22 protein-coding genes are annotated in these 22,663 nt (G+C 48.6%); 16 read left to right on the plus strand and 6 right to left on the minus strand.

Going from position 1 to position 22,663, the window contains the following annotated elements:
• Positions 1–496, plus strand: a 496-nt coding sequence (locus tag THS27_RS26955; RefSeq protein ID WP_085594514.1) for a hypothetical protein, incomplete at its 5' end; no start/stop codon positions are given.
• A gap of 14 nt (positions 497–510) precedes the next feature.
• Here the strand turns inward: THS27_RS26955 and THS27_RS21940 are convergent.
• On the minus strand, positions 511–1,218 hold the full coding sequence (locus THS27_RS21940) for an SOS response-associated peptidase (RefSeq protein ID WP_085594516.1): 708 nt from the start codon (positions 1,216–1,218) through the stop codon (positions 511–513).
• Between the two features lie 116 nt (positions 1,219–1,334).
• Here THS27_RS21940 and THS27_RS21945 point away from each other — a divergent pair, with 116 nt between their 5' ends.
• The 6 genes from THS27_RS21945 (at position 1,335) to THS27_RS21970 (ending at position 6,834) form a co-directional block, all read left to right on the plus strand.
• Positions 1,335–1,973 (plus strand): hypothetical protein, encoded by a 639-nt coding sequence (locus THS27_RS21945; RefSeq protein WP_085594518.1) that lies wholly within the window; start codon positions 1,335–1,337, stop codon positions 1,971–1,973.
• On the plus strand, positions 1,949–3,070 hold the full coding sequence (locus tag THS27_RS21950; protein ID WP_085594521.1) for a hypothetical protein: 1,122 nt from the start codon (positions 1,949–1,951) through the stop codon (positions 3,068–3,070). Before THS27_RS21945 ends, THS27_RS21950 begins: the two co-directional genes overlap by 25 nt.
• A gap of 148 nt (positions 3,071–3,218) precedes the next feature.
• On the plus strand, positions 3,219–3,875 hold the full coding sequence (locus THS27_RS21955) for a hypothetical protein (protein ID WP_085594523.1): 657 nt from the start codon (positions 3,219–3,221) through the stop codon (positions 3,873–3,875).
• Positions 3,872–4,936, plus strand: coding sequence for a hypothetical protein (locus THS27_RS21960; RefSeq protein ID WP_085594525.1), 1,065 nt, complete (start codon positions 3,872–3,874; stop codon positions 4,934–4,936). Before THS27_RS21955 ends, THS27_RS21960 begins: the two co-directional genes overlap by 4 nt.
• 287 nt (positions 4,937–5,223) lie before the next feature.
• A complete protein-coding gene (locus THS27_RS21965; RefSeq protein ID WP_085594527.1) occupies positions 5,224–6,153 on the plus strand; it encodes a helix-turn-helix domain-containing protein in 930 nt (309 codons plus the stop codon).
• A gap of 15 nt (positions 6,154–6,168) precedes the next feature.
• Positions 6,169–6,834, plus strand: coding sequence for a hypothetical protein (locus THS27_RS21970; RefSeq protein ID WP_085594529.1), 666 nt, complete (start codon positions 6,169–6,171; stop codon positions 6,832–6,834).
• 92 nt (positions 6,835–6,926) lie between these two features.
• On the opposite strand, the gene THS27_RS21975 is transcribed toward THS27_RS21970, so the two are convergent.
• Positions 6,927–7,295, minus strand: a complete 369-nt coding sequence (locus THS27_RS21975) for a hypothetical protein (RefSeq protein ID WP_085594531.1) — start codon at positions 7,293–7,295, stop codon at positions 6,927–6,929.
• 1,260 nt (positions 7,296–8,555) lie between these two features.
• On the opposite strand from THS27_RS21975, the gene THS27_RS21980 reads away from it, so the two are divergent.
• Complete coding sequence (locus THS27_RS21980; protein ID WP_085594533.1) at positions 8,556–9,293, plus strand: ParA family protein; 738 nt, start codon at positions 8,556–8,558, stop codon at positions 9,291–9,293.
• Between the two features lie 4 nt (positions 9,294–9,297).
• Positions 9,298–9,726: a hypothetical protein gene (locus tag THS27_RS21985; RefSeq protein WP_085594535.1), complete on the plus strand. Its 429-nt coding sequence runs from the start codon at positions 9,298–9,300 to the stop codon at positions 9,724–9,726.
• A 329-nt stretch (positions 9,727–10,055) separates the two neighbouring features.
• On the opposite strand, the gene THS27_RS21990 is transcribed toward THS27_RS21985, so the two are convergent.
• Together THS27_RS21990 and THS27_RS21995 are read right to left on the minus strand one after the other, a co-directional pair.
• Positions 10,056–11,129: a replication initiator protein A gene (locus THS27_RS21990; protein WP_246833063.1), complete on the minus strand. Its 1,074-nt coding sequence runs from the start codon at positions 11,127–11,129 to the stop codon at positions 10,056–10,058.
• Positions 11,130–12,075: 946 nt separating this feature from the next.
• Entirely contained in the window at positions 12,076–12,654 is a 579-nt protein-coding gene (locus THS27_RS21995) for a transglycosylase SLT domain-containing protein (RefSeq protein WP_085594537.1), read from the minus strand.
• Positions 12,655–13,208: 554 nt separating this feature from the next.
• On the opposite strand from THS27_RS21995, the gene THS27_RS22000 reads away from it, so the two are divergent.
• From THS27_RS22000 to THS27_RS22030, 7 genes are all read left to right on the plus strand, one after another.
• A complete protein-coding gene (locus THS27_RS22000; protein ID WP_139835705.1) occupies positions 13,209–13,577 on the plus strand; it encodes a hypothetical protein in 369 nt (122 codons plus the stop codon).
• A 2-nt stretch (positions 13,578–13,579) separates the two neighbouring features.
• Positions 13,580–14,926 (plus strand): hypothetical protein, encoded by a 1,347-nt coding sequence (locus tag THS27_RS22005; protein ID WP_085594541.1) that lies wholly within the window; start codon positions 13,580–13,582, stop codon positions 14,924–14,926.
• The gene (locus THS27_RS22010; protein WP_085594543.1) at positions 14,926–15,381 is read left to right on the plus strand and encodes a hypothetical protein; all 456 of its coding nucleotides are present in this window, start codon (positions 14,926–14,928) and stop codon (positions 15,379–15,381) included. Before THS27_RS22005 ends, THS27_RS22010 begins: the two co-directional genes overlap by 1 nt.
• Complete coding sequence (locus THS27_RS22015) at positions 15,378–17,759, plus strand: DNA topoisomerase (protein WP_085594545.1); 2,382 nt, start codon at positions 15,378–15,380, stop codon at positions 17,757–17,759. The genes THS27_RS22010 and THS27_RS22015 overlap by 4 nt, the downstream gene beginning before the upstream one ends.
• Complete coding sequence (locus THS27_RS22020; protein WP_085594547.1) at positions 17,756–18,517, plus strand: hypothetical protein; 762 nt, start codon at positions 17,756–17,758, stop codon at positions 18,515–18,517. Before THS27_RS22015 ends, THS27_RS22020 begins: the two co-directional genes overlap by 4 nt.
• A gap of 316 nt (positions 18,518–18,833) precedes the next feature.
• A complete protein-coding gene (locus THS27_RS22025) occupies positions 18,834–19,220 on the plus strand; it encodes a hypothetical protein (protein WP_085594549.1) in 387 nt (128 codons plus the stop codon).
• Positions 19,221–19,322: 102 nt separating this feature from the next.
• Positions 19,323–19,904, plus strand: coding sequence for a hypothetical protein (locus THS27_RS22030; RefSeq protein WP_085594551.1), 582 nt, complete (start codon positions 19,323–19,325; stop codon positions 19,902–19,904).
• A 705-nt stretch (positions 19,905–20,609) separates the two neighbouring features.
• Here THS27_RS22030 and THS27_RS22035 read toward each other — a convergent pair.
• Both THS27_RS22035 and THS27_RS22040 read right to left on the minus strand, forming a co-directional pair.
• A complete protein-coding gene (locus tag THS27_RS22035) occupies positions 20,610–21,959 on the minus strand; it encodes a HAMP domain-containing sensor histidine kinase (protein WP_085594553.1) in 1,350 nt (449 codons plus the stop codon).
• Entirely contained in the window at positions 21,956–22,615 is a 660-nt protein-coding gene (locus THS27_RS22040) for a response regulator transcription factor (RefSeq protein ID WP_085594555.1), read from the minus strand. Before THS27_RS22040 ends, THS27_RS22035 begins: the two co-directional genes overlap by 4 nt.
• Positions 22,616–22,663 lie beyond the last annotated feature (48 nt).

The raw sequence follows: 22,663 nt of genomic DNA on the forward strand, positions 1-22,663 counted from the left end.
CGCCCTTCAAATTCGAAAAAACCTGCCGAATCCCCCGCATAGGATTTTAACGAATTCGCGCGACCCTGTATGGGAAATAGAGCTGGCAGGTGACAAAACCGCCTATATGCGGTTTAACGACCGCGAATTTGACAATCAATACATTGTCTATATCGATGCCGAGAAATTTTACTATCACTGGCTAAGATCGACCGATGGTTTCCACAAATGTCCGACCAGGGCAAAAATGCCCCTCGATCGGAAATATGCAGGCGCTGAAACCGGCTTCTCTCATGGCCGTGAAAATCCGGTACCACTCGCCTATCCGCACATAACCTTTACAGGAAACGAATTCTCCATTTCTTTCACCAACGGGATAACTCGCACAATCTGGCTGATTGCTAATGGAGCAAAATCCTTTCCCATCGAGGTAAGAGAATTTTCCCAAGCCGAACTGTTTCACGGTCTCATGGGCGTTGGGCACGCACCAATTACCGGTGCTGAACTCAAAATGTAAACCGGCACCCTGCCCTAAAACAGCGCGTTCCCGATTGGCTCCATCAGCTTTCTTCCGGTGTTCGTCACCTTGTTCACGTCAGTTGATACAGGCCAGGCCGCTAATAACTGGGATGGAAAGGGAGCCCGTAATTGCTTCAAAGCATATTCAAGTGGCGAATTTAACCAGGAACCAATTTCCTCATTCGTCAGGATTGCGGGTTCGCGATTATGAATACGTGCCATGTGCGGCCCTGCTGCCCGGGTAAGCATCGATACTGTAAAAAACTCTGTTTCAACAGCCTTCGACGTTCCCCGCCAATGCGACCAGACCCCTGCGACCAAAGCCGGACTAAATCCACTATCACCACGAACACCAATGGCGTATGGCCTTTTGTCCTTCGGGTTTTGCCTGTCCCATTCATAAAAGCTGCGGATCGGAATCAGGCAGCGATGCCGGACAGCTGATCCGCGATAAGCTTTACGCTCCAGTAAATCCTCAGACCTCGCATTGAATGTACTGAAACGCTTTTCTGTCAGATCCGCGGAAAACCAGGGAGGGATAAAATCCCATCTGGCATATTCACCCCAGATGCGCCTCTGATCAGTTAGCACCACAGGAACCTGATGGGTTGGAGCTGTATTAAAGTTTGGTTCTGGATCATCAAACGGCACCGGAAATGCCAGCCCTGACAACTGATGAATTTCCGCCCAGGTCAAATCATGGCTATATCGCCCGCACATTCCTTAATCCCTAAATAATGCTCGCAAATCGTGCATTGGCAGCAACTGCGACTTGATCTTTTGATAACAATGATCAAAATATCTTTTGTTGACCATTTTGAAGCGATTTTCCGGCCATGGAAACCACCACAACCGAATATAAGCACGCTCTATCCTCCTGCGAAGGTGAATGGGAAGTCAGGGAAGATAGAGGAAATCTAATCGTTTTCTCCATGCGGTTCGGTGTGCTCATTATTGGTGAAAGACCTCACAACCCAAGTTTGCCTAATGCTATCTTCGACCTGGTGCCGGCATTCCCGAAATCATCGGCAACTTTACAAAACTTGCCGACAATTCTCGCACAGGCTATGCGGCCAAATCAGGATCGCTGGTACGTGACATTGCTTCACTTCGATGCGCGAACAACCGCAATGTCAGAGAATTTGCTTGCTGGGATCGAACCGGAAAAAACCATTGCCCCAGGAACAAGCCCTCAAATTCCTCTTCAGGAAGAAATTAGAACATTGCGAAAATCGCTTCGCCGACAGCTTGCATTAACGTTTGCTGACCCCAGGTCCGCTATCAAACAGATAGAACGCGATCTCTCACGCGAAAAAATACAAACGGTCCTCGATAGAATATCGATGAATCCAGAGAGATACGGGCAGGCAATAAAAAATCGCAAGCTCTCTATTGATCCAGACATTGTCTTGAACCTTGCCAACCTGGGCGCCGCCCTTGGAGATCGCAAATGCGAATTACATCTGCCTTCCTGACCACAACGCTTCTTCTTGCCGCATGGTGGGGGACCGCTTTGACGATGTGGCAAGTCAACCTTTTGTACCCATCTCATTGGACGGCGCTATGGAGAGCCGTATCAGTCCTGCAATTCGACATTTCCGGATACTCGAACCAGCTCCTTGGTTTTTTATGTGGACTGCTGTTTGTAGTGATCATTGGAATTCCCGCCTGTGCTGCGATCGGCGCCTTATGGTTAACCCGCGTATGGTCAACCATCTTACAGAGCGTTTTGATATTGGCGAGAACGATTTTCAAGATCCCGCTTCGCTGTGCCAGGGTCATTACCAGGCCTCTGGCGGCGATCGGCAAATGGAGCCCCCCAATTAAAGTAAGAGCTCGGGTCAAATGGGGAGAGGAGCCAATAGAAAACAGCGATCGGATCGTCAGTGAAGAGGCCGAACCGGTCATGCAAATATCGGCAGAATCAACCCGCATATCTTACGCTAGCGAAGAAACCACAGATGACTTTGCTGTTGGCCTGCAGACGAGCGGGCTGATGAGCTACAATGCTTCGATGATTCCGACCATTCGTGATTATCTTGAGAAAAATAATTACGAATGTCGCCTCGATATTGCCCTTAACTCCGACGCCCTGGGAGATCGCGGCTTTACGCCTGATGAATTCGGCAATAATCCAAAAACTTTTATCGACATGGTCGCTTTTGGTAGCGACCAAATCATTATTATTCAAATTCTTGACTTGGGCAATCAGACCTGGACAGCATCAACCTCAATTGATCAGGCAGAATGGCAGTCTCAGGACGGTGAACGCGCCCCCTGCCCTGTTTTTCGAGCCGCAGCCGCAATGCGCCGCTTTAAGCAGCAGTATGCAGGCAGTCTCAACCTTCAACCAGGCGAGTTGGTCGCGGTAGCTTTTATTGGAAATGGCAACCTCGACGACAACCCGTTAGCAGACCAGATTTACGACTATGCCACCAGCATGGACGTTGAAATCGCAATGCTGGATTCGCCAGGCGCCCTCGAATCCCTCTTTGTCTACGGCGAAGCCCCCTACCCTTTGGACAAGATTGATCTTGTGTCCGCATATTCTCACAACGCGAAATCCAACTAACGAAATTTTTTATAGTCTCTAAGTCTTTGTTTTAATGTGATAAATATATTTTTTCAAAAAGGAAAAACACAAGAAACTTGAAATTTTATTTTGTCTTTTGATGTCAATAGGGATAGCTTCCCAATATCAACCCTGCCGGGAGATACCAATGACAGCAAATTTTTCTGACACGAACATAAAAGAATGGGCCATCGCCCTTCACAAGCAACCTGAGATAATCGCGAAAGTTATGGAAATTCTTCCATTCACTGCTCAGGACCTTATCAAGATAAGCAAGGACCTGTATCGACGCCCTCTGTCGAATGACATGATTCAGAAATGCATGTCAGTTGATGCATGCGTCAAACTGCAATCCGATACGTATCGTCGGCTCGCGATGCTATTTACTCACCTCGAAATCGGTGTGGAGCTGCAGGACGGCGAGTACCAACCAAAATTGCCCCCGTCCCTGCAACAGGCGGCAGATCTTTCGCGCCTTGACCGCCATCAAAAGACATATGCCGATACACGAGGGGTGCAGATACGCATTAGCCGATCTCAGATGGATGCCATAACTCAATATTGCAAGCGGCATCGCCTGTCCCGAAACAATCTCATTTGCGAAATCATTGAAGTAGGATTTCACAACGTGACGGGGCGGTCGTTACCTGGCGCAATAGCGCAAGACCCTGTCAAAGACCTCTATCAGGCAGGTTTCGGACTCATCACAGAACCTCAAATGGCACCTGCCGCTTCCCCGAAAACAGGCCTGGTCACAGATAAACAGACAAGTAACTCACAGCCCATGGGGCTCGTTTGCGAATGACCCTTGAAGACTTAAAGGACCGATTAAACAACACAGCAGCCGAAGCCCTTCAATGGCTCATGCCCGCAGGCTATGTTAGTCACAACACCTTTTATTGCGGTGATGTTTTTGGGACACCCGCCTCAAAAGGTAAACCCGGTTCCTTTACCTTTCATCTTCAAAAATTGATCGGCAAAGACTTTGCATCAGGAGATCGCGGATATTTCGGTGTCTACGACATCTTTGTTGCACATGCAAAAGGCAATCAAACAGACGCGATCAGGCTTTCGCGAGAGTTCCTTAAACTCCCCCCAACGGATCGGCCGCAAATAAATCACCATCACGAGCGGGGCGCCAGGGACAGGAAAAAAAACAACCTGATAGACGTTGTTCAGGTTTACAAGACCTGTCCCGGCGGACCTCCTGAAATCCCGAAAAGACACCGGTCATCCGTGACCAATGTGTGGCCCTGGCAACGCGCTGACGGTTGCCTCGTCGGCTATAGCTACCGACTTGAGTTTGTCAGCGAGGGCAAGCGCAAAAAGATATTGCTGCCCCTGACATGGTGTCAGCTTTTTCACAAGGAAACCCAAAGAACATTTGATGGCTGGCACAATGCGGGGCTTCCGGCTCCGCAACCGCTGATGGCCATCGATGAGGTGCTGCTCGCAGCGGAATCAGTTCTCATCGTAGAGGGCGAAAAAACCGGCACTGCAGCTCGTGCGCTCAGCAAACTGACAGACCATCCACTGTCGCGGTTTCAGGCCGTAACGACCTGGCATGGCGGCGTAAATCGCCTAGAGAAAGTTGATTGGAGACCGCTTCATGGGAAACGGGTCGTCTACTGGCCAGACGCTGATCAATGCTCTTTAAAATCCCGCGTCAGAGCAGGTTTTCGGGCTGGCGAACAACTGCCGCTTATTTTTAAAAAACAGGGAATAACCGTCGGTCAATACCGATTGGTCGAGCCAGGACTTGAATTACCAGACGGGTGGGATCTTGCAGATCCCCTGCCCGACGGCCTCGGCCACGCCTGGCTGCTCGATAAACTTGATACAGCGGAGGTTTACGTGAGCCCATAAAAGCATAGGCCCCGCTTTTCTGCGGGGCCCATAAAAGTCAAATATAAGAGCGGTCAACTCTTTCAACAGACCAGTCTTCTGCTGGTGCTGAACGTTGGGTCTTTGCTTATTCGCCAGACATTAATTTTTGTCTGAACGAACTTGCTCGCCTTTGTTTCAGCGGCACAAGCCCGGCTTGTTTGGTGTTGGTCTCTCCCCGTTGCTGCAAGAAGCGACCCAACATGCCTGAGTATATAGCGCGTGAACGGTCGAGATCAACCCCTGAAATGTGACACAGGAACTAAAAAATGAAAAATTTTCACGCTTCCACGTCAGCCGTAAACCGCTTCAGCTGGCTACAAGCCAACGTCTTCAAAGCAGAAGCTCTCTCTGCCACTGCGCGCCTGGTTGCGTGCGTCCTGGTCAGTTTCTTAAACGACAAAACGCTGGACTGCTTTCCGAAAGTCTCAACCATCGCCAGTGCGGCGCAACTCAATGAACGTACCGTGCGAAATGCAATCAATGAGCTGATTGATTGCAATCTGGTAAAAAAGAACTCACACGCTATCGGCTTTATGAAAAACCGGAACACCTATCAGTTACTCGGTATCTCAAAGCCCAAAGCGGATATAAATGCCGGTGCAGTACCGGCATCTGCTTCCGGTACTGCACCGGAAAGAGGTTCCGGCTCCTATAGGAACACGGATTCAAATAACACGGATAGAAGGAAATCCCATATTCCGGCCAGCCAGGTGCAAGAACATCAATTGATGGAAGTTGTGACAAAACGCTGGCAGCAGTTATCACGGGACCCATGGACTAATGAAAACGCGCGGCACCATGTTGGTTTGGCAATTGAACGCGCCGGGATCAACGCAGTTACTGATCAACTCAATGATGTGAGCTCACGCAAACAACGTTTCAATCGCTCAGCCATTCTCGACATGCTGCAGGCGATTGGCACCACAAAAGCACCAGCTCGCCCGACCGAGAGTATCGAATTGCTTGGCAAGGTGACTGATGTCTGGGCTGCGATCGCACAAGATTTTGCCCGCCATCCTCTCCTCGATTGTCCCCTGCCCTTCACATGGCTGAAGCAGATATCGGCTCGCATAGCAAACAACCAAATTGAGCTGAAGCCACAAACCCCGCTTGTCCGTGACCAGTTGCGCAACCGGTTTGAACAACTTCTCTCAGACTGCTGTCGGAAGCACGGCCTGAAGATGATCGTGGCTTAGAAAGGATAAAATACGATGGTCCAATTTATTCTCGGTCACATTCGCAATAGCGCTATCCCGTTGTTACTTGCGTTTATTCTTGAAAGGCACGGCATTTCTCCCATTCCAGCGATCATCCTTTTTTTCTTGCTGATTGCAACGCAGATATGGGCGGATTTGTATGATTTCGAACCTGTCACACTGAAATGCTATCTGAAGCTCAAAGATCTGACAGATTGGGACCCACGCCAACTGGATCAGGTAATTGAGCGCCGAATCAAGCCGTTATGTGATGTTTTCAACAGCCTGCCAGAAACAGCTACACTCTATTCCTGTGAAGGCCACTTACGTCCCTACTATAACGAATGGTTTCTTCCACGCTTTGTGATTAACGGCCCCTACATCATGTTCCGATCAGAGTGTTGTGACCTGGTGCATGAGCTTTCAGACCATTTGTTTGCCGATCAGCTCAACAATTACTGGGACCTCAAAGGATCATTTCGTCCAGCCACCGACAATATCTATGACCCTGGTGGAGATTATGTCTGGGTAATTCGGTGCCAAACGGCTGTTGGCCTGTTTTGGCGCAAACGATCCCTCATTGATGCTGATATTGCGGCACTCGTCCACTTTCTTGGCCGAGCCGATCGCCGATCCCCTTCCCTCCCCTGCCCTCAAAATCCCACTCTTGAAGGAGAATAATGGTGTCTTCCTTTATCGCCAGCAGCAGCCAGGGCGCGATCACGTCCAAGACTTCTCGCACCGTAATAGACGTCTAACAAAAGCTTAACGGCTTAATCACCGACTTGCTGCCTACTTAAAGCCACTGCGATTTCTTCACGTACAGATTTGCGAAGCCCCCTGCCCATCTGATCGATCTCCGCAGACTTTTTTAATGTGATCGGTAGACGTGAAGCAATCAAGGAGGATTGCAGAACGCCGGCCTCCTTTAACAGAACCAGAAGCCTCATGTGCTGAACGTCGTCCTGGGAAACCCGGTGGATTTCCTTCTTCCATTTGGAAACGACAGACGGGTTTTTCTTGAGAAGAGCCGCCAAAGTACCGAGCCATCCGCGGTCAGCCCCGTCATTGAGGGTCAAACCGATAGCGAACAATTCCTCTTCGGTAATATTAGGAACCTGTTTGGATTTCGCTTCCGCCATTTTATCATGCCTCAGTCACATGCAAATCAGCATAATAGTGCCCTAGTCACCAAAATCAATGTAAAACAATGACTGGGGAACATTTCATCCGACGGCCATCAGCCGCTTATGATTGTGACGCGCGGGGGCAACGTCCATCTTGCGTGTTTATCGTAATTCCCCCGCTTTATCAGGCCTCAGGCATATTTGTGCTGAGGTCGCACGACTTTGACCGACTTTGGGTGGATGCCCCGCAGGCATTACAAGCCGTTTCTCAAGTCAGTATGTGCTTCTCGCCAATCTGGAGGTAATTGAGTACAGGTTCGCAGTTGGAAGGAAATTCCAGCACCTTTCTGGCACGTACTCGGTAAACTTGATCATCACATTGACGCATCCGATGACTGTCATCTTTTATATAATGGATAACGGTCATCGGAGTTATAAACGATGACTGTTATCAAGGATAAATCTGATAACAGTCATCAGCACAGTAGTTGTTTGTCACCCCCTGGAGACCCCATCGTTCAGGGCCAAACCTGTCGCCTTAAGTTCATCAAGCGTAAATCCTACAAATGGATTTGGTGTTGATGTCTGGTTGCCCATCGCAAGCTCCCTTTATGCCTCAGGCATATTTGTGCTGAGGTCGCACGACTTTGACCGACTTTGGGTGGACGCCCCGCAGGCATTACAGGCCATTTCTCAAGTCATTATGTGCTTCTCGCCAATCTGGGAGTAATTGTGTCCAGGTTCGCAGTTGTCAGGAAATTCCTGCACCTTTCTGGCACGTGCTTGGTAAACTTGGTCATCACATTGACGCATCCGATGACTGTCATCTCTTATATAATAGATAACGGTCATTGGCATGGTATACGATGACAGTTATCGATTGTGCGTTCTTGTAACAGTCATCAGTTATGTAAGCGATAACTATTATCTCTTATATTTACGATAACTGTTATCTTGTAACAATTTGTTAACTGTTATCGCACATAATCTAACCAACAAATATCCCGTTAGCAAAATAGTCACATTCAAAAATACTTTCCTCGTTTTATCAAGCAACTACAAAGCATTCGATTACTGTTATCGGATACCAAGACATCGAGAAACATTAAACTAATAGATAACTGTCATCAATTAAATAACGGATAACGGTTATCGTCTTGTTATTCGATGTCTGTTATCCTATAAATAAGCGATAACTGATTTCACTTAAAGAATATAACTGTCATCTCTTTTTTACACGATGACTGTTAACACTCATTTGACGGAGATGGGCAAATGCCAGAATCAGGAAAGATCGTTGCTGTTGCCAGTTCAAAAGGAGGCGTTGGAAAATCCTCTTACATCATGGCCATTGCTTCTGCACTGGCGAAAAGTGGTCTCAATGTCGGAATTCTGGACAATGACCCCAATCAACCTGTCATAGAATGGTTGTCCGAAAACCCGGTTGAAAACATCACAGCCACGGCGAAGGTATCTGACACCGAGGTCTTCGATACGCTCGATAACATGCGAGAAAATTACGATATTGTGCTTGCTGATATGGAAGGCTCAGCAAATCTCGGTGTGGCGATGGCAATTGCAAGTGCGGACTTGGTCATTGTACCAAGCCAAGGCTCGAGCCTTGATCACAAAGAAGCAGCTAAAACACTTGGTTTAATCAAAAATCAATCAAAGCTTCAGCGCCGTGACATTCCATTTCGTATTTTGTTCACGCGAACAAACCAGGCCATTACACCGCGGACGCTCAAGAGAGCCTACCAACAGCTCCGTGAACGCAAGCTTCCTTACATGAAAGCTGAATTTAACAATCTGGAAGCTTTCAAGGTCTTCGTAGAAGAAGGGCGTTCGATTTACAACCTGACAGACGCAGAGGCACCGAACCTCAAGGGTGCACTAAAAGTTCTTCACGCCCTTGCCTCGGAATTGATCGCAGTTCTTAAAGACCCATCCTATGGCTTGGAAACCGAAGATCGAAGCGACCATGCGAATACACCAGCGGACGTAAAGGAGTGACCCGATGGGCAAAGATCCATTCGACGTACTGGATGATACAGAAGAATTAACACTGGATGTGTCCGCGTTTCGACGCACTGATAAACCGACTGTTCAGACTGCATCCAGAGAAAGTACAGTGCCGGTTAGGATCAAACCTTCTCAGGCTGACATCGCACGAGAAGCCGCCAAAGACGGGTTCACAACACGAGATGGCACGGGAAAGATTGATGGGCGGTCCCTGCGTCGCAGCGGACGCACCGCACTTCTCTCGGTTCGAGTCACGCCAGATTGCAAACAACTCATAGAAGACATTGTTGCTTCACGTGGGAAAGGAGCCAAGGCAGGAGAATTTCTGAGTGAGATGCTTCAGCTTTGGGTCGAAACCAAGGGTGAAACCTGGCAAATATCAAAACTGACTGAACTCGATATTCACGGTCAGTCACGTGACTGACCGGACGCAAAAAGGGCAGGGGGGAAATTTACATGAATCGATACACATGTATATCAACACCAAGCTTCGGGGAGCAGAGCGGGTTCGATTCCCGCCATTCTGCTGACTCCTGTGGCCCTTTTTGTAATATTACCTGTTATCCAAGAGTAAAATGTCGCCTGGACCTAGAGCACGTCGCGTTTAATCTGCGCCTGCTCAAATTCTCCGCCCATACCCTTGAAACAGTATGGGCTGCGGGGGCTGGTGCGATGACGTCTGTGGTTCTACCGCTTCTCCTCCATGCGAATAAGGGACCGCGTTAACGGGGTCCCTTATTCACGCGTAGGGCCTTACGCAGGAGCCCCTCTTTTTTCGTACCAGCTTTGGGCAAATGTCGCAAAATGCTTCTCAGGCCGCCGCGGTACAATGTCTTGCTCTCCCACCCAGCGCCGCCATTCGCTCTCGAGGAAATAAACATCCCAACCAGGTGCCACTTCCCGAATAAGTTCATACACATCATTGGCAAGATGGCCATTCCAGGGTTCAGCCGTTTCGGCCGCCATTGCCGCGAGCTTCATGGTTCCGCGATTAGTGAAAAGAATCATGTCCGCTTCAACGTCATACGTTACAGTATAGTCTGGCAAATGATTGCTTCTCGCAAGATCCTTGATCATCTGACGGAAACGCTTTTCGGGACTTTGCGAACCTGATTTTTTCCAAAGAACCCCAAGTGATACCTTCCAGGAAGCTTGTTGGCCGCAATGTTTGCGCGCAAGTTCATAAACCCGTCTTTCGAGGGGTTTTCGAAGGCGAAAGTAGTCTCTGTGGAGGGTCAGAACTTCCTGGCTTTTAATCGCATTAAAAACCCATTCAGAGAGCACAATTTCACATGATAGCAATCGGCCATTCAAGCCATGTTTCCGTCTTACAGAAGACGCCTCAATCAAACCAAATGTATCAGTTTGCTCCATGTCTCCGGTGCGAATGTTCGTGCTGATAACCGTACCCTTGATACGTTCCAGCGCATCAATCAGTGCGTCATAATCCTTACCCGCTGTGCCTCGGTTGGTGAAGACCAAAACATCGTGAATGCTAAGCTGCACGCGTTTGGAAACCGGTTCACCTTTACGCATCTTTGCCATCACCTGGCTGATGCAATAAATCAGGATGTCCTTGTCATAAATTGTCGCCAGGCCCTTCACGCTTGGCACCACGCGGATCCATTGATCATTGTGGCGATATTCCCGAATATTGGTTTCCGGTTTCTTGCTCAAGCTATAAAACGGATGCTCGAGCTGAGGCATAATATCCTTCAACACGGCATCAGCCACATCACACAGGAAAAGATCGTGTTGCGGGTGTCGCTCTGGCACAAGCATCAGAGCGTTCTCCATGCCGGCCTCTTGCATCAGATCCTGCGTCATTTCCTCAACCAACTAAATAAGAATTTTCGGGGTATCAGTTCCGCATATTCGGGGTATCAGATCCGTTTTGTCAAGCTTCGGGGTATCAGTTACCGAAATCTTGTATTCGGGGTTTTAGGTACCCGAACGCATTATTCGGGGTTTTAGGTACCGATGACAATGTTCGGGGTTTTAGGTACCGCACCGACAAAAAGAGGGTATTAGTCAATATTTTGTTCGGGGTTTTAGATACCAGGATAGAACATTCGGGGTTTTGGTTACCAAAGTTTCGGGGTTTTAGATACCAATACGAGAAGACCTGAATGTAAAAAGCGACTCCATCAAACATAAGATTTGCAGAAAAAGCAGCAAATCGTAAGGAATCGGAATATTCTGGTCATCGGATTCGGGGAAACAGGTACTTGAACCCAAACAACCGACTCAAAGAGGCAAAATATGCATCTAAATAATCCACATCCGAGCATGTGAAGACGATATCAACGGGTTCGGGGTATCAGATACCTGATCGCGGGGTTACAGGTACCGTTCATCGGGGTATCAGTTACCGAGCGCTCATGAAAATACCTCTGTAACCGGCACAAAACCTCGTATTTCTGAAGAGGTCAAATACCCTTAACACATATATTAACACATATATTAACACCCAAGAGGATCAGGGCTTGTCAAATATCTGTGGATAACTTTTAATTTCGCGCACAATTGCGTATGAGATTAGGCAATCAAAACAAGAAAAAAGCCTCCAAATATCTCAACCACTAACAATCAAGCTCAACCTTTCGACAAGTACAGCCAGGAAAGGGCAGGATTGTTGCTGAAGGAAGGGCAGGGGCCTGATACTGACGCAACAAATACGGCCACATCTTAATCAGTTTCTCAGCTGCGTTTTCAAAATCGCTTAATGATGCTGTCCCTGGGCACTGTGGCGTTCCCAAATCTACTTTGTTCTTCATTTTTGCTCCTTATCACATTCAGCATCGACACCCCGTATAGTGGCGAAAGTTTTACCGACCAGGCAAGCATACTTTCTCGCACGTCGCATGGCGCTCGGGTCCTGCCTATTTGGCCCGACATGATAAGCTTCAACGGCGCTCGTCCAAGATCCGGTTGTCTGTCGTAATTGTTTCAAATAACCGGCCGCGCAAAAAGCGTTCAGCCCAGGATCGAGCAATATCTCAGCAGATTTAACGCAGCTTTGGCCCAGCCAGCGAAAATGGATCTGAAAACAGCCGACATCAAAACCAACCTGCCCGGCATCCTGCAAGCGACGCACCACCTTACGCGCATCTTGCGAGGTTGCATAACGTCGGGCGCTGCCAGCAATGTTCAACGACCATGGCCACATCTGACCATCGAACCTGCTTTCACGTAATCCAATGGCAGTGAGAAGGCCGGCAGGGATGTCGTATTTCTCTTCCGCAAGAGTGGCAGCAGTCAAGCAAGTATGGCGAACCTCACCCGCAGTGACTTGCTTGCCCGGAATTCCAAGACAAAAAACAATACTAAGAATTCCAATTCTTGCTCTCATGACATAAGCCGCACAAAAGCTAATCCCACTAAAAGACAAACTCCAATAAGAAACCAACCCCAAATCGCCCGGCGAACGAGTGTCAGAGCATTGGACTTGAAAAAGGGTGGCCAGCCGACGAAGTCCGGGCGGGCAGGGGGCCAAAATTGGCTAAAAACAGCCATTTTAACCCGTCTTATCTCTGTTTTGACGTTTTTCATAAAATTCTCTCCAAACCAGCTACGCCTGACGTCAAGTTTGCTACGTTGTTGTTTTTACGGGACACAGCCTCAAAAATCCTGACTACGCCCAGATTTTCAGATGCTACAGATCAAAAATCCTTAAAACATCTTTTGATTATGGCTTTAAATATCATTATTGGGCGAAAACGGCGATAAAACAAACTACAAATCCCCAAAAACCGCCGTTTCTATTCGCCTCTCATAAAAATCATCCCAATCAAAATATCTTTTGCAGGATTAGGGATTTGTAGTACATTTTATTTGTCATTGAAAGGTGTATTACGGTTTGATACAGCTTTCAAAGCAGATCAAAAATTGGAGAGTTTGCTTTCAATGACATCAGAAAGCTCGGTGGTCACATCGATCAGGATTGACCGTAACCTCGCCGAAGAACTGAAGAAAAAGGCAGGGAAAGGCGGCGTCGGACGCTTTATCCGTAAAGCGGTAATTGCGCGCCTGGGGACTAAGGATGCGACAGCCAAAGCACTGAGCGAAGATGATGTGATGCTTTTACGTGGTGTGGCCAGGCAGTCGAAATCGCTAGGGGTATTGCTAAACCAAATAGCGAAACGTCTTCATAACAGCCAAGGGGAGGCCATAAAGGCCCAAGACGTCGCGGCCGTGAGCGAGATTGCCAAGCAGTGCTTATCAGTCAGCAGTCAGGCAGCAGATTTTCTGCGGCATCATGGTGAGAAGAGGTAAAAATGATTGGTGCTGGCTTAAGCTCACGGATCAAAACAGTCGGCGAGGGGTGGGACCAGGGCCAAGTACCGACGGTTGTGATAAAACACACGTCGCGCCCTCCCAAAACATCTACGGCAATTCGCGCCTTGGTTGATTACATATCGTGTGCTCATCAGTCAGCAGCGCGTCCGGCGCTGAAGCTCAATTTGTTTGATGAATTTGGGGAAGAGGTAGAATTTGCAGATCGACGCAACCAGTTGAAAAACTGGCCGATCCTTTCAGACAAAGAAAATCTTCGCCCCCGACAAAGCAACCCTGTTTCAGACAACATGCGCCGTTATCAGGCGCATCATTTGATCTGGTCGTTCGATGTCAGCAAATCGCATTTGACAGAGGAGAGGGTCGTTGCTGCGATGCAAGCAGTGACGCGGCAGTTCGTTTTCGATCAGTTTGCGATGGATGGCCGTGCGGTCTTATGGACCATTCATCGCGACAAACCTGGTCGACCGCATGTTCACATGGTCGTTTCGGGATTTAACGATGATGGCCGTGCCCTGGGGCTTGATAAATCCAGGAGCAAACTTGACGATTTTTCTGCAGAACTTGCCAGGTATGGCAGATTATTTGATTTGCCAATGAAGTTTGAGCGGCGTGAAGATAATCCACTGATCCGCAGGCAGGTTATAAATGGCGCAGTCCTGAGAAACACCAGGAAGCGCGTTTCTTACGAACGTTCAACCAATCTATGGGATCGGGTTCCCAACTGGTGGGGGCGATATTCTTCCGATCTGCTTGATCGTCTTGAAAATCTGGCAAATGGTGTTCACAAATCCTCCAGGCGCCCAAAAGTTTCATTTCCTCCTGCTTCTCTACCACATATTTTTTCTTCTATTTTTACGGATCCCAAGTCAGCAGCCACGTGCTTTGCTGCGATGGTTCACTCGGGGGTCGCCCGGTCAGAAAAGAGCCTGGCGCTCTGGTATCTCATTAACAGACCGGAATATTTTGGCTATCCGCTGATATCGAGCACACGTGATAGCCGCAAAAAGATTGCGGCGCGCATTTCTCGTGTGCCGGTGCCAACATTTCCAGAAACCAAACTGATCGACCGTCGGGGCGAATATCTTCGACGGAAAAACCGTCAGCATCAGTTGAGAGATCTCACCCAAATGGTGAGATCTCTCAACCGTCTTCGAAAAAAGGCCGAAGATGCCAGGATCAATGAATACACCGTGCTGACAATCAAAGGTGTCGCCGAGGATATTCTACGTGCTTACAACCAAATTAACGTCCCCCCCCGAAAGCGAGAGAACTGGCGTATCCGATTAAATAAACGCGGCAAATCGCTTTTTACAAGGAAGAAGTGATGACGATACCTACGCTGGTTTGCGGTTTTCTCTCTCACGCAGATCAAACGGTTGCGGAGAGAATAGTAATACCAACAGCCCAAGACTGGCCAACGGCAGTCAGGCGAGTGGCAAGGTCATTTGCTGGCGAGATGATGTTTGTTGTTGCTTTGCGAGATGATAAATCGCGAAAGCCTTCGGGGGTTTGGGAAGAACTCCCGATCGAAAAACGAAAGTGGTCTGCAAGGATATTGTCGGAAAGTCACGAATTTACTGTAATCGGCTTCAACAATTTGCGCATGGAGCCGCTGATGTTGCATGTGACAGCACCTAACTGGATTGTTGCTGCTCATTTAAGCATTGCTGAAAAAAATCATGAAGGCTTTCGCTTCGTAGCGTGCTTTGAAGGACATATCCCACAGGCAGATGTTCTAGGGTCAGCTCGACACGTTGATGCTGATTTTGGTGCAATATGAAAGCTTATCTAACAGAGAAGCATTCGCAAGCTGCCGTATTGGCACAAGCTCTTGGCGGGCACGATCCAGGGCAAAAACGCCAGGGTTTCTATGAGACCAATGGTGGTTATGTTGTTTGGGCTGCCGGACATTTACTGCGTTTGAAACAACCGGAGGAATATTCCGAGGATTTAAAGGCATGGTCATTTGACACCCTGCCTTTTCCAATCAGAGATTATCGTTATTGTGTGGATACTGACGGGCCAACTGGCAAGATAAAGCTAGCCCAATACAAGGTGATTCAGGCGCTTGCCAGGAAATGTGATCATTTTGTCATTGCAACGGATAATGACCGCGAAGGTGAGGTTATTGGTCGCCTTGCATTGGAGCAGGCAGGATTTCGCGGTACTCTCGGGCGCCTGGTCTTTAGCGCAATTGATGTGCAGGCCTTTAAAAAAGCGCTGCAAAAAGAAAGGCCCGCATCTGAATTTGATCATCGATATAGAGAAGGACTAGCCCGCGGCATAGTGGATTGGGTTGTCGGTTTGGAAATGACACGGGCAAGCCAGATCACCTTTTCAGGCGCTAGCAGAAAGTCTGTGGTTGTTTCTGCTGGGCTTGTGCAATGTCCGGTTCTTGCCTTGGTCGATACACGGTGTGTCGCGATAGAAAGCTTTACTGCCAGGACATATTTTGAGCCGCAATTGCAGATCCAAACGCGATCAGGTCTACTGACATTAACCTATACATCAGAAGACAAAATCTTTGACCGGTACAAAGCCGAAACACTGCTTGAGGGTTTACCTTCAAGCATTGAGGTAAAAGTGTCGGTGACGGAAGGTCGGCGCCGGCCGCCGAAGCTTTACAAAACAAACACGCTTTTTGGTGATGCAGCTAACAAATTCGGTTGGACATCAACCAAAACTCTATCAATTGCAAATGCCTTATATCTTGCAGGACATATTGTTTACCCCCGGTCGGATTGCGAATACCTGGAAGAAGCTTCATCCGGGGACTCAGGGATTTTGGTAGACCGTCTTGGCAACACCTCTGAAATATGTTCGATGGGCCTGGCGGGTGTCATGGCATTAGGCTTTAGCCCAAGGTCAGAATTATATGACGACAAAAAGGTAACGGCTCATACTGCCATTATTCCCAATGTCGGCAATTTAAAAAAAGCACCCTTGTCCCTGTCTCAGATGTCAGATGATGAGCGCAACCTCTTTGTGATGATAGCGCGGCGATATATCGCTGCGCATCTGAGGGATCAAACCTTCTTAAAAACAACCGTCTCTTATCAACATGACGAAGCATGTTTTACTGTTTCTGGAAAACAGATTACAGATCCTGGCTGGACAGCTTTTTTGCCTGTAACGCAATCAGACGAAATTCTGATCCCAGCCGATGTCAAAGACCAATCAGCGTTTCCGATAGCGGAAAAGGTTATTTCTGAAAAGAAAACGAGGCCTCCTGCCTGGTACACTGAGCAAAGCCTCACCCAGGCGCTGGAAGCGAATGGGTTTGGTAAACCTGCAACCTTTGCTGCTCATTTGCAGAAGTTGCGGGACAGGCAATATGTTTCGACTTCAGTCGACAAAATTCAAACGACGGTCAGAGGAAAGGAAGTGCTGGCCGGTTGGCGCAAAATTGTGCCAGATCTTCTGTCATCCGACTTGTCAGAGCATTTTGAGCAGCGCCTCGCTGAAATCGGTTCAGGTCAAACACCGTCTGAAGCTGTAATTGCTGAAATGCGATCCAGGTCAGCTGATTGGGTCGAGCGTTTTCGTAACGCGCCACCAGATTGTGTGGATATTTCAAAAATCTCGGTTTCACGGCCGCCAACCCTAAAACAGAAGGCACTCGCAAAAGCAATTGCCCGTGAACTTGAAATTGAACTGCCGAAGGCCATTCTTGCAGATTGTGATGATCTTCAGGATTTTCTTGAAACACATGAAGAGGCATTCAAGACGGCAACGTCGGTTCCGAGTTCTGCAATGCTGAACATGGTTTCTGCGATCCGTAAAGGTAATCCTGATCTTGTCCTGACTGACGAAGAGCTCGCCAGTCGCAAGGCTGTTGCTGAATTTATTGAACAGCATCGTGAAGTTGCAATTTTTAGGCCGTCAGATGCTCAAATTGCTCTGGTCAAGTCAAGAGCTCAAGCTATCAGGATATCCGTACCGGCTGCTGTATTTGAGAACAGTGATCGTTGTCGCCGATGGCTGGATACAAATTTTCTACCGCCAAGTCCTAAGCAACTCGCGCTGGCAACCAAGCTATCTCAAGAGCATGATTTGCCGCTTTCAGAAGAGGCGAAAATCAATGTTGGCATCTGTAGGGAATTCATAGAACAGGCGATCAAAAAAAGTAAAGCCGCCAAAAAAAAGGACAAGAAATGAACATCAAGATACTTGTTTTGGCGCTTTTCCTGGTTCTTCCACTTTCTTCTGTTTTGTCAATTTCCCAGGCCCAGGATATGCCGATTGATTGTCATAACCCACTGTCCTATGGCCGTTCTTTTGAAGCACTGCTTTCATGTCGGCATCAATCGCCTCATTATACGACGTATATGGGCGAAAAAGTGCGTTCCGGGTTTAACATGATGACCTGTGAAATGAGAGATGAGGTTCGCGAAATACCAGCGCTTCTTTCTTATTGTGCCGACTTTCAAGCGTCCTTTCCTGGCCGAATGGGAGATTTGGAGGGGGAGTTAAAGACAGCGACAACTTTCATCCAGTCCACTTTAATTGACATCTATCCGATTCCCTTTTTTCTCTCCAATATTTACGATCAGAACGGCATTGCCCGGAGATTTTTCTCTGATTCTGCCTGGAAAAAAGCCCGAGAAATCCTGGTTGTTGCAAATCAGCAGTTGTTTTACGACAAGCAATTGTCGCTCGTAACAAGCGGCGCTGTTGGTGAATTTTCAGGTAAAGAGCATTCCCATTATGAATGGCGCGGGCGCATCAATGTTAAGCTGCGAGAAGGAGAAAAAACACTGGCCCAAAAAAGCTTTCCCGCGGCGTTGTCTTTGTCTTTCGACCCGGAGGCAGCCAATGATCTTAGTCCACTAGGAGTTGTGCTTTTGTCTTTTGATATCGATATAAACGAGGTCCAACGCTGGGTTGAAAGCATAGTCTCAAGTTCAGAAAAATGACGACCACGACAGGACCTTGATAAAGCGCTGAACAACGTAAAAATAAAGAAAACCAACTAAAATGGTTTAAGTAAATATGTGATTGTTTCGCAAGTATTTTTTACGATGCAATACTTCTGTTACTATCCTTATGTGGTGGGATGTAAGACGTTTGTTTTTTCTTTTATTGGCAAGAACTGTTTGCCAAGTTTTCTTATTTGTGGAAGATGCAGGATACAGCTGGCCGGAATCGCTGTTTTGGGGACAAAGAAGAAAACTGGCTAAGTAATGAACAGTGATTGTTACATTGTTCAAATTTGACGGGTAATTGGGGGGTATGACTGTGGATTATAAAAACATGAAACCATACAATCTTGTCTTGTATATCACTTTGCCAGAGCTTGGCACGCTACTGCGTTTAGGCCATGGGATTGCGATGAAGATATCCGAAAATCGAATTTTAGGCACAATCTCGTCGACACATCCAAGGGCGGAAATGTACCGGGATCGGTTCTCTACCTTTTCGGCTATTTGTTATTATAATGACTGGTGGTCAGCATTTGAAGGATGGCGATCGGAGCAACTTTATCGCGGTTTTTCGGTGTTGTCTGCCTCTGAGCTTTTGTCCGAATATCTCGAAAATCATCTTCAAGAACCAGATTTTCCTATTGCAGAGATAGATCCGGACCTTTCCTGGCTCCAAAAAATTTGCGTTAGCGCATAACCGCCACAAAAGATAAAATTACCCCAAAAACAAAATTTAAACTGGCGCATTACCCCCTTTGTTTAAAATTGGGATTTGGTCATTTTTCCTGGAAAGGTTAGCTTGAGCATTTTGGACCGAGATGACATCATTACTCATCGCGTTCGGATCGCCTTGAATGAAATTGTTCAAGATGTGCGAAACGAAGTGGTTGATCTTCAAAAAGTTGAGAATTTCTCGGACCTTCACGCTTTTGTCGACGCAAATCTCTATGTAAACGATTTTGATCGATCAGATCGCCTTATAGGACCATATGGCAAAGAAAATCGATATGGCCCCCAAGACTATGTTGACCTGACTAACCAAATTATTGACAGGATCGACAAGGCGATAAGCAACGGTCATCTAGCTCGTAAGGCCTCATGTTGTATAGAACCCCTCTGCGCTGCATCATCTGACAAACGTAAAGAAATGCGATATGTGCAATCTCTGTCGACGGATGAAAAGCATGAAGTGCTCATCAAAACAAGTGAGCGGTTAAATATCCTTAGAGCCAAAGAAAATCCGTGCCTTAAAGATAACCAGGAAATACGTGGACTGGAAGCTGGTGAGAAGCTCCTTGCAATTAAAAAAAACGTCTTACATCCCGGTAAACAGCGCGAAAAATTTTCAAAACTTGCATCATTTGGACGTCTCAGACGCTAGCTGGCCAAGGGTGGGGAGAAAAAAAACAAAGCGTGGTGCCGTACTCCTGCTCGCGCTGTTTACCGGGATTATTCGCCACTTTTGTCATAATAAAGATTATAGAACGTCAGTCTAATTTCAGGTGTGTTGCGTTGAGTCTTGTCTGCAGACGTTTTTTTTGTGGTCTCTCAACAAAAATTATCTTACTCGCAGACTGTTATAGCAGTTCAGCACAGCCGTTCTCCAAGCTTACCTCAGATTTCACTTCTATCGTGTCGTCACAGATAAGCGCTGTCTCCCGCGTTGCAGGCCGATCGTATGGAAGGCATTGCATGGAAACGCATTGACTATCAGAGGCATATTTATGACTAGCCGGATGAGCTTTAGATTTGATTGGATATTGCTTTAAAAGTTTCACGGTAGATCCCTACCCTAAACAATTAAAGTGTTTCAATGGTTGCAGTCATTTGTTGGTGGCACGCAACAAATGACACCGTGAGAACGTGGAAAAGACCAAGCAAAACATGCTATCTGCAATTCAAGAAATCTCAGGCAGGCCCGAAAGTGTTGGAGACCAAATAGCGGGTCTGCATGCAGGAGCCTGATAAATTGGTGCGATGCGAAGCGCGTGAATTACATCGTCGGTTTGGCCTACAACACCGGTCTGTTGCATAAGGCCCACAAGATCAAGAGCTGCGGCCGTGGCGATGGCAGGTCAATACCTTTTTACACTGCGTCCCGACGTGCAGGATTTTGTGGCAAAGCGATACGTGCCTCAAAGCCGTTCTCGGCGCCCGGTCTTGGCGACGTAAGTGTCAAAAAACTTCCGGTTCGCTTGGCAATTGCTGCCACGATAAACAGACCCAAGCCGCTACCATCGCGCCAAGGCTCGCCGCGCTGAAACCGCTCTGTCAACCGAGCAAGATGATCCTGCGGGACGACCGGCCCGTCATTGGCCACGATCAATTGGCCGTCGGGCGTCAGTATTACGTCGACAGGGCAATTGTCGCTCCCATGACGGATGGCATTCTCGATCAGATTGCGGCAAAGGATGCCAAGGGCGTCAGGGTCGAGAGACGACAGGACCGGCGCGCCGGGCAGATCAAGCACTATGTCTGGAGCATGTTCTCCCCGCTGCATGTCTTCGATTACGATGCGCACCGCGAGGCGCAGGTCCGACTCATGATCCGAGTGCAACCGACCTCCCTCGGCACGGGCGAGTTGCATCAGCCGTTCGGTCCGACGTGTCAGCCGTTTTAGCGTCTCTTCGATTTCGGTCGCCCGCGTGGCTGCTGCCGCATCTGTGGTTTCAGTTCTGAGGCGTTGCGCTTGGGCGATGGCACCTGCGAGCGGTGTTCGTAATTCGTGCGCGGCATTCGCGGCAAAACTTCGTTCCGCCTCAAATGCCTCCCGCAGCCGCTCCAAAAGGGTATTTAGAGTGACCGCAAGCGGACCAATTTCCGAAGGCAAGTCATCGGCTGATACTTGCGAGAGATCCTGTGCATTGCGGGTATCCAGACTATTGCGGAAACGACGCAAGGATTTGAAACCTGCCCGAACCGCAAACATGATCGCCAGAAGTGCCACTGGAATGACAATCAGAAGAGGCAGCCCAAGACCGAGCAAAATCTCGCGAGTAACATTCGCACGCTGGTCCAGAGGTTCTGCCACCGTGATCCGGATCGTTCCCTGCAGGGCGTCATCGTTGAATAGCCGGTGCGTCGGGGTTTGACGGAAGCCAGGCCCGTCATAGTCGGGGAACACTGCAAGGTCTGCGGCGTGCGACTGCAGCAATATACGCCCATTTATGTCTCGAACGATATAGGTGAAGAACTCGTCATGGGCGCGGATAACGCCAAGCTGTTGGGTAACCCCAGTGTCCTCACGCCCAACAATCTCGACAACAGCCAGCGGCAGCAGGCGTTGTGCAGTTTCCTCCAGAGCCGAGTCAAAGACCCTGTCCATATTGTGGCGCAAGGTCACGGTTGTCACCGAGGCAGCGGCTATCCAGAGCAAGGTCAGGAGAATGCCAAGGGACAATCCCAACCGCGCTTGCAGGCTACGTGGTAGTCTCATGGCTTGCCAAGCCGATAGCCAAGGCCGCGTTCGGTCTCGATAATCTTGCTGCCGAGCTTCTTGCGCAGACGGCTGACATGGACCTCGATGGTGTTGCTCTCCACTTCTGCACCAAAGGCGTATAGTTTTTCTTCCAGCTGCGCCTTGGACAGAAGCTGTCCGGGACGGGATAGGAATGCCTCAAATAGCGCCCATTCGCGTGCAGTCAATGAAACCGGTTTTCCGGCAAGACGGATGCTGCGCAGGGTAAGGTCGACCTCAACCTGCCCGTGGGTGATGATCGGATTTGGGTTGCCGGTATAGCGCCTTGCGACCGAGCCAATACGCGCTATCAGTTCAGAAAGATCGAATGGCTTGACAAGATAGTCGTCCGCGCCGGCGTTCAACCCTTCGATCCGGTCGGTCACCTGGTCGAGTGCGGTAAGGATGATCACCGGCGTCACGTCACCCCTCGCCCGCAAGCTATTCAGGAAGTTGATACCGCGACCATCAGGCAACATCAGGTCAAGCAACAACAGATCGTAGGTCGCACCTGCAAGGGCATCGTCGGCCGCGTCGAGACGCATGACCCAATCCACCGACTGGCCTGCCCCGGCGATTTCATCTCGCACGGCAGCCCCCAGAACAGTGTCGTCCTCGACAAGCAGGATGCGCATTTCAGTTCCCCTCACTTTCCCGATCACCTTTCATGACAGGCTAAGCTG

It is taken from the genome of Thalassospira sp. MCCC 1A01428 (assembly GCF_002115825.1).
Classification (GTDB): domain Bacteria; phylum Pseudomonadota; class Alphaproteobacteria; order Rhodospirillales; family Thalassospiraceae; genus Thalassospira.

Excerpts from the sequence above, each read along its gene's own strand:
- THS27_RS21940 (WP_085594516.1), bottom strand. The coding sequence starts at position 1,218 with ATGTGCGGGCGATATAGCCATGATTTGACCTGGGCGGAAATTCATCAG.
- THS27_RS21945 (WP_085594518.1), top strand. The coding sequence starts at position 1,335 with ATGGAAACCACCACAACCGAATATAAGCACGCTCTATCCTCCTGCGAA.
- THS27_RS21950 (WP_085594521.1), top strand. The coding sequence starts at position 1,949 with ATGCGAATTACATCTGCCTTCCTGACCACAACGCTTCTTCTTGCCGCA.
- THS27_RS21955 (WP_085594523.1), top strand. The coding sequence starts at position 3,219 with ATGACAGCAAATTTTTCTGACACGAACATAAAAGAATGGGCCATCGCC.
- THS27_RS21960 (WP_085594525.1), top strand. The coding sequence starts at position 3,872 with ATGACCCTTGAAGACTTAAAGGACCGATTAAACAACACAGCAGCCGAA.
- THS27_RS21965 (WP_085594527.1), top strand. The coding sequence starts at position 5,224 with ATGAAAAATTTTCACGCTTCCACGTCAGCCGTAAACCGCTTCAGCTGG.
- THS27_RS21970 (WP_085594529.1), top strand. The coding sequence starts at position 6,169 with ATGGTCCAATTTATTCTCGGTCACATTCGCAATAGCGCTATCCCGTTG.
- THS27_RS21975 (WP_085594531.1), bottom strand. The coding sequence starts at position 7,295 with ATGGCGGAAGCGAAATCCAAACAGGTTCCTAATATTACCGAAGAGGAA.
- THS27_RS21980 (WP_085594533.1), top strand. The coding sequence starts at position 8,556 with ATGCCAGAATCAGGAAAGATCGTTGCTGTTGCCAGTTCAAAAGGAGGC.
- THS27_RS21985 (WP_085594535.1), top strand. The coding sequence starts at position 9,298 with ATGGGCAAAGATCCATTCGACGTACTGGATGATACAGAAGAATTAACA.
- THS27_RS21990 (WP_246833063.1), bottom strand. The coding sequence starts at position 11,129 with ATGACGCAGGATCTGATGCAAGAGGCCGGCATGGAGAACGCTCTGATG.
- THS27_RS21995 (WP_085594537.1), bottom strand. The coding sequence starts at position 12,654 with ATGAGAGCAAGAATTGGAATTCTTAGTATTGTTTTTTGTCTTGGAATT.
- THS27_RS22000 (WP_139835705.1), top strand. The coding sequence starts at position 13,209 with ATGACATCAGAAAGCTCGGTGGTCACATCGATCAGGATTGACCGTAAC.
- THS27_RS22005 (WP_085594541.1), top strand. The coding sequence starts at position 13,580 with ATGATTGGTGCTGGCTTAAGCTCACGGATCAAAACAGTCGGCGAGGGG.
- THS27_RS22010 (WP_085594543.1), top strand. The coding sequence starts at position 14,926 with ATGACGATACCTACGCTGGTTTGCGGTTTTCTCTCTCACGCAGATCAA.
- THS27_RS22015 (WP_085594545.1), top strand. The coding sequence starts at position 15,378 with ATGAAAGCTTATCTAACAGAGAAGCATTCGCAAGCTGCCGTATTGGCA.
- THS27_RS22020 (WP_085594547.1), top strand. The coding sequence starts at position 17,756 with ATGAACATCAAGATACTTGTTTTGGCGCTTTTCCTGGTTCTTCCACTT.
- THS27_RS22025 (WP_085594549.1), top strand. The coding sequence starts at position 18,834 with ATGACTGTGGATTATAAAAACATGAAACCATACAATCTTGTCTTGTAT.
- THS27_RS22035 (WP_085594553.1), bottom strand. The coding sequence starts at position 21,959 with ATGAGACTACCACGTAGCCTGCAAGCGCGGTTGGGATTGTCCCTTGGC.
- THS27_RS22040 (WP_085594555.1), bottom strand. The coding sequence starts at position 22,615 with ATGCGCATCCTGCTTGTCGAGGACGACACTGTTCTGGGGGCTGCCGTG.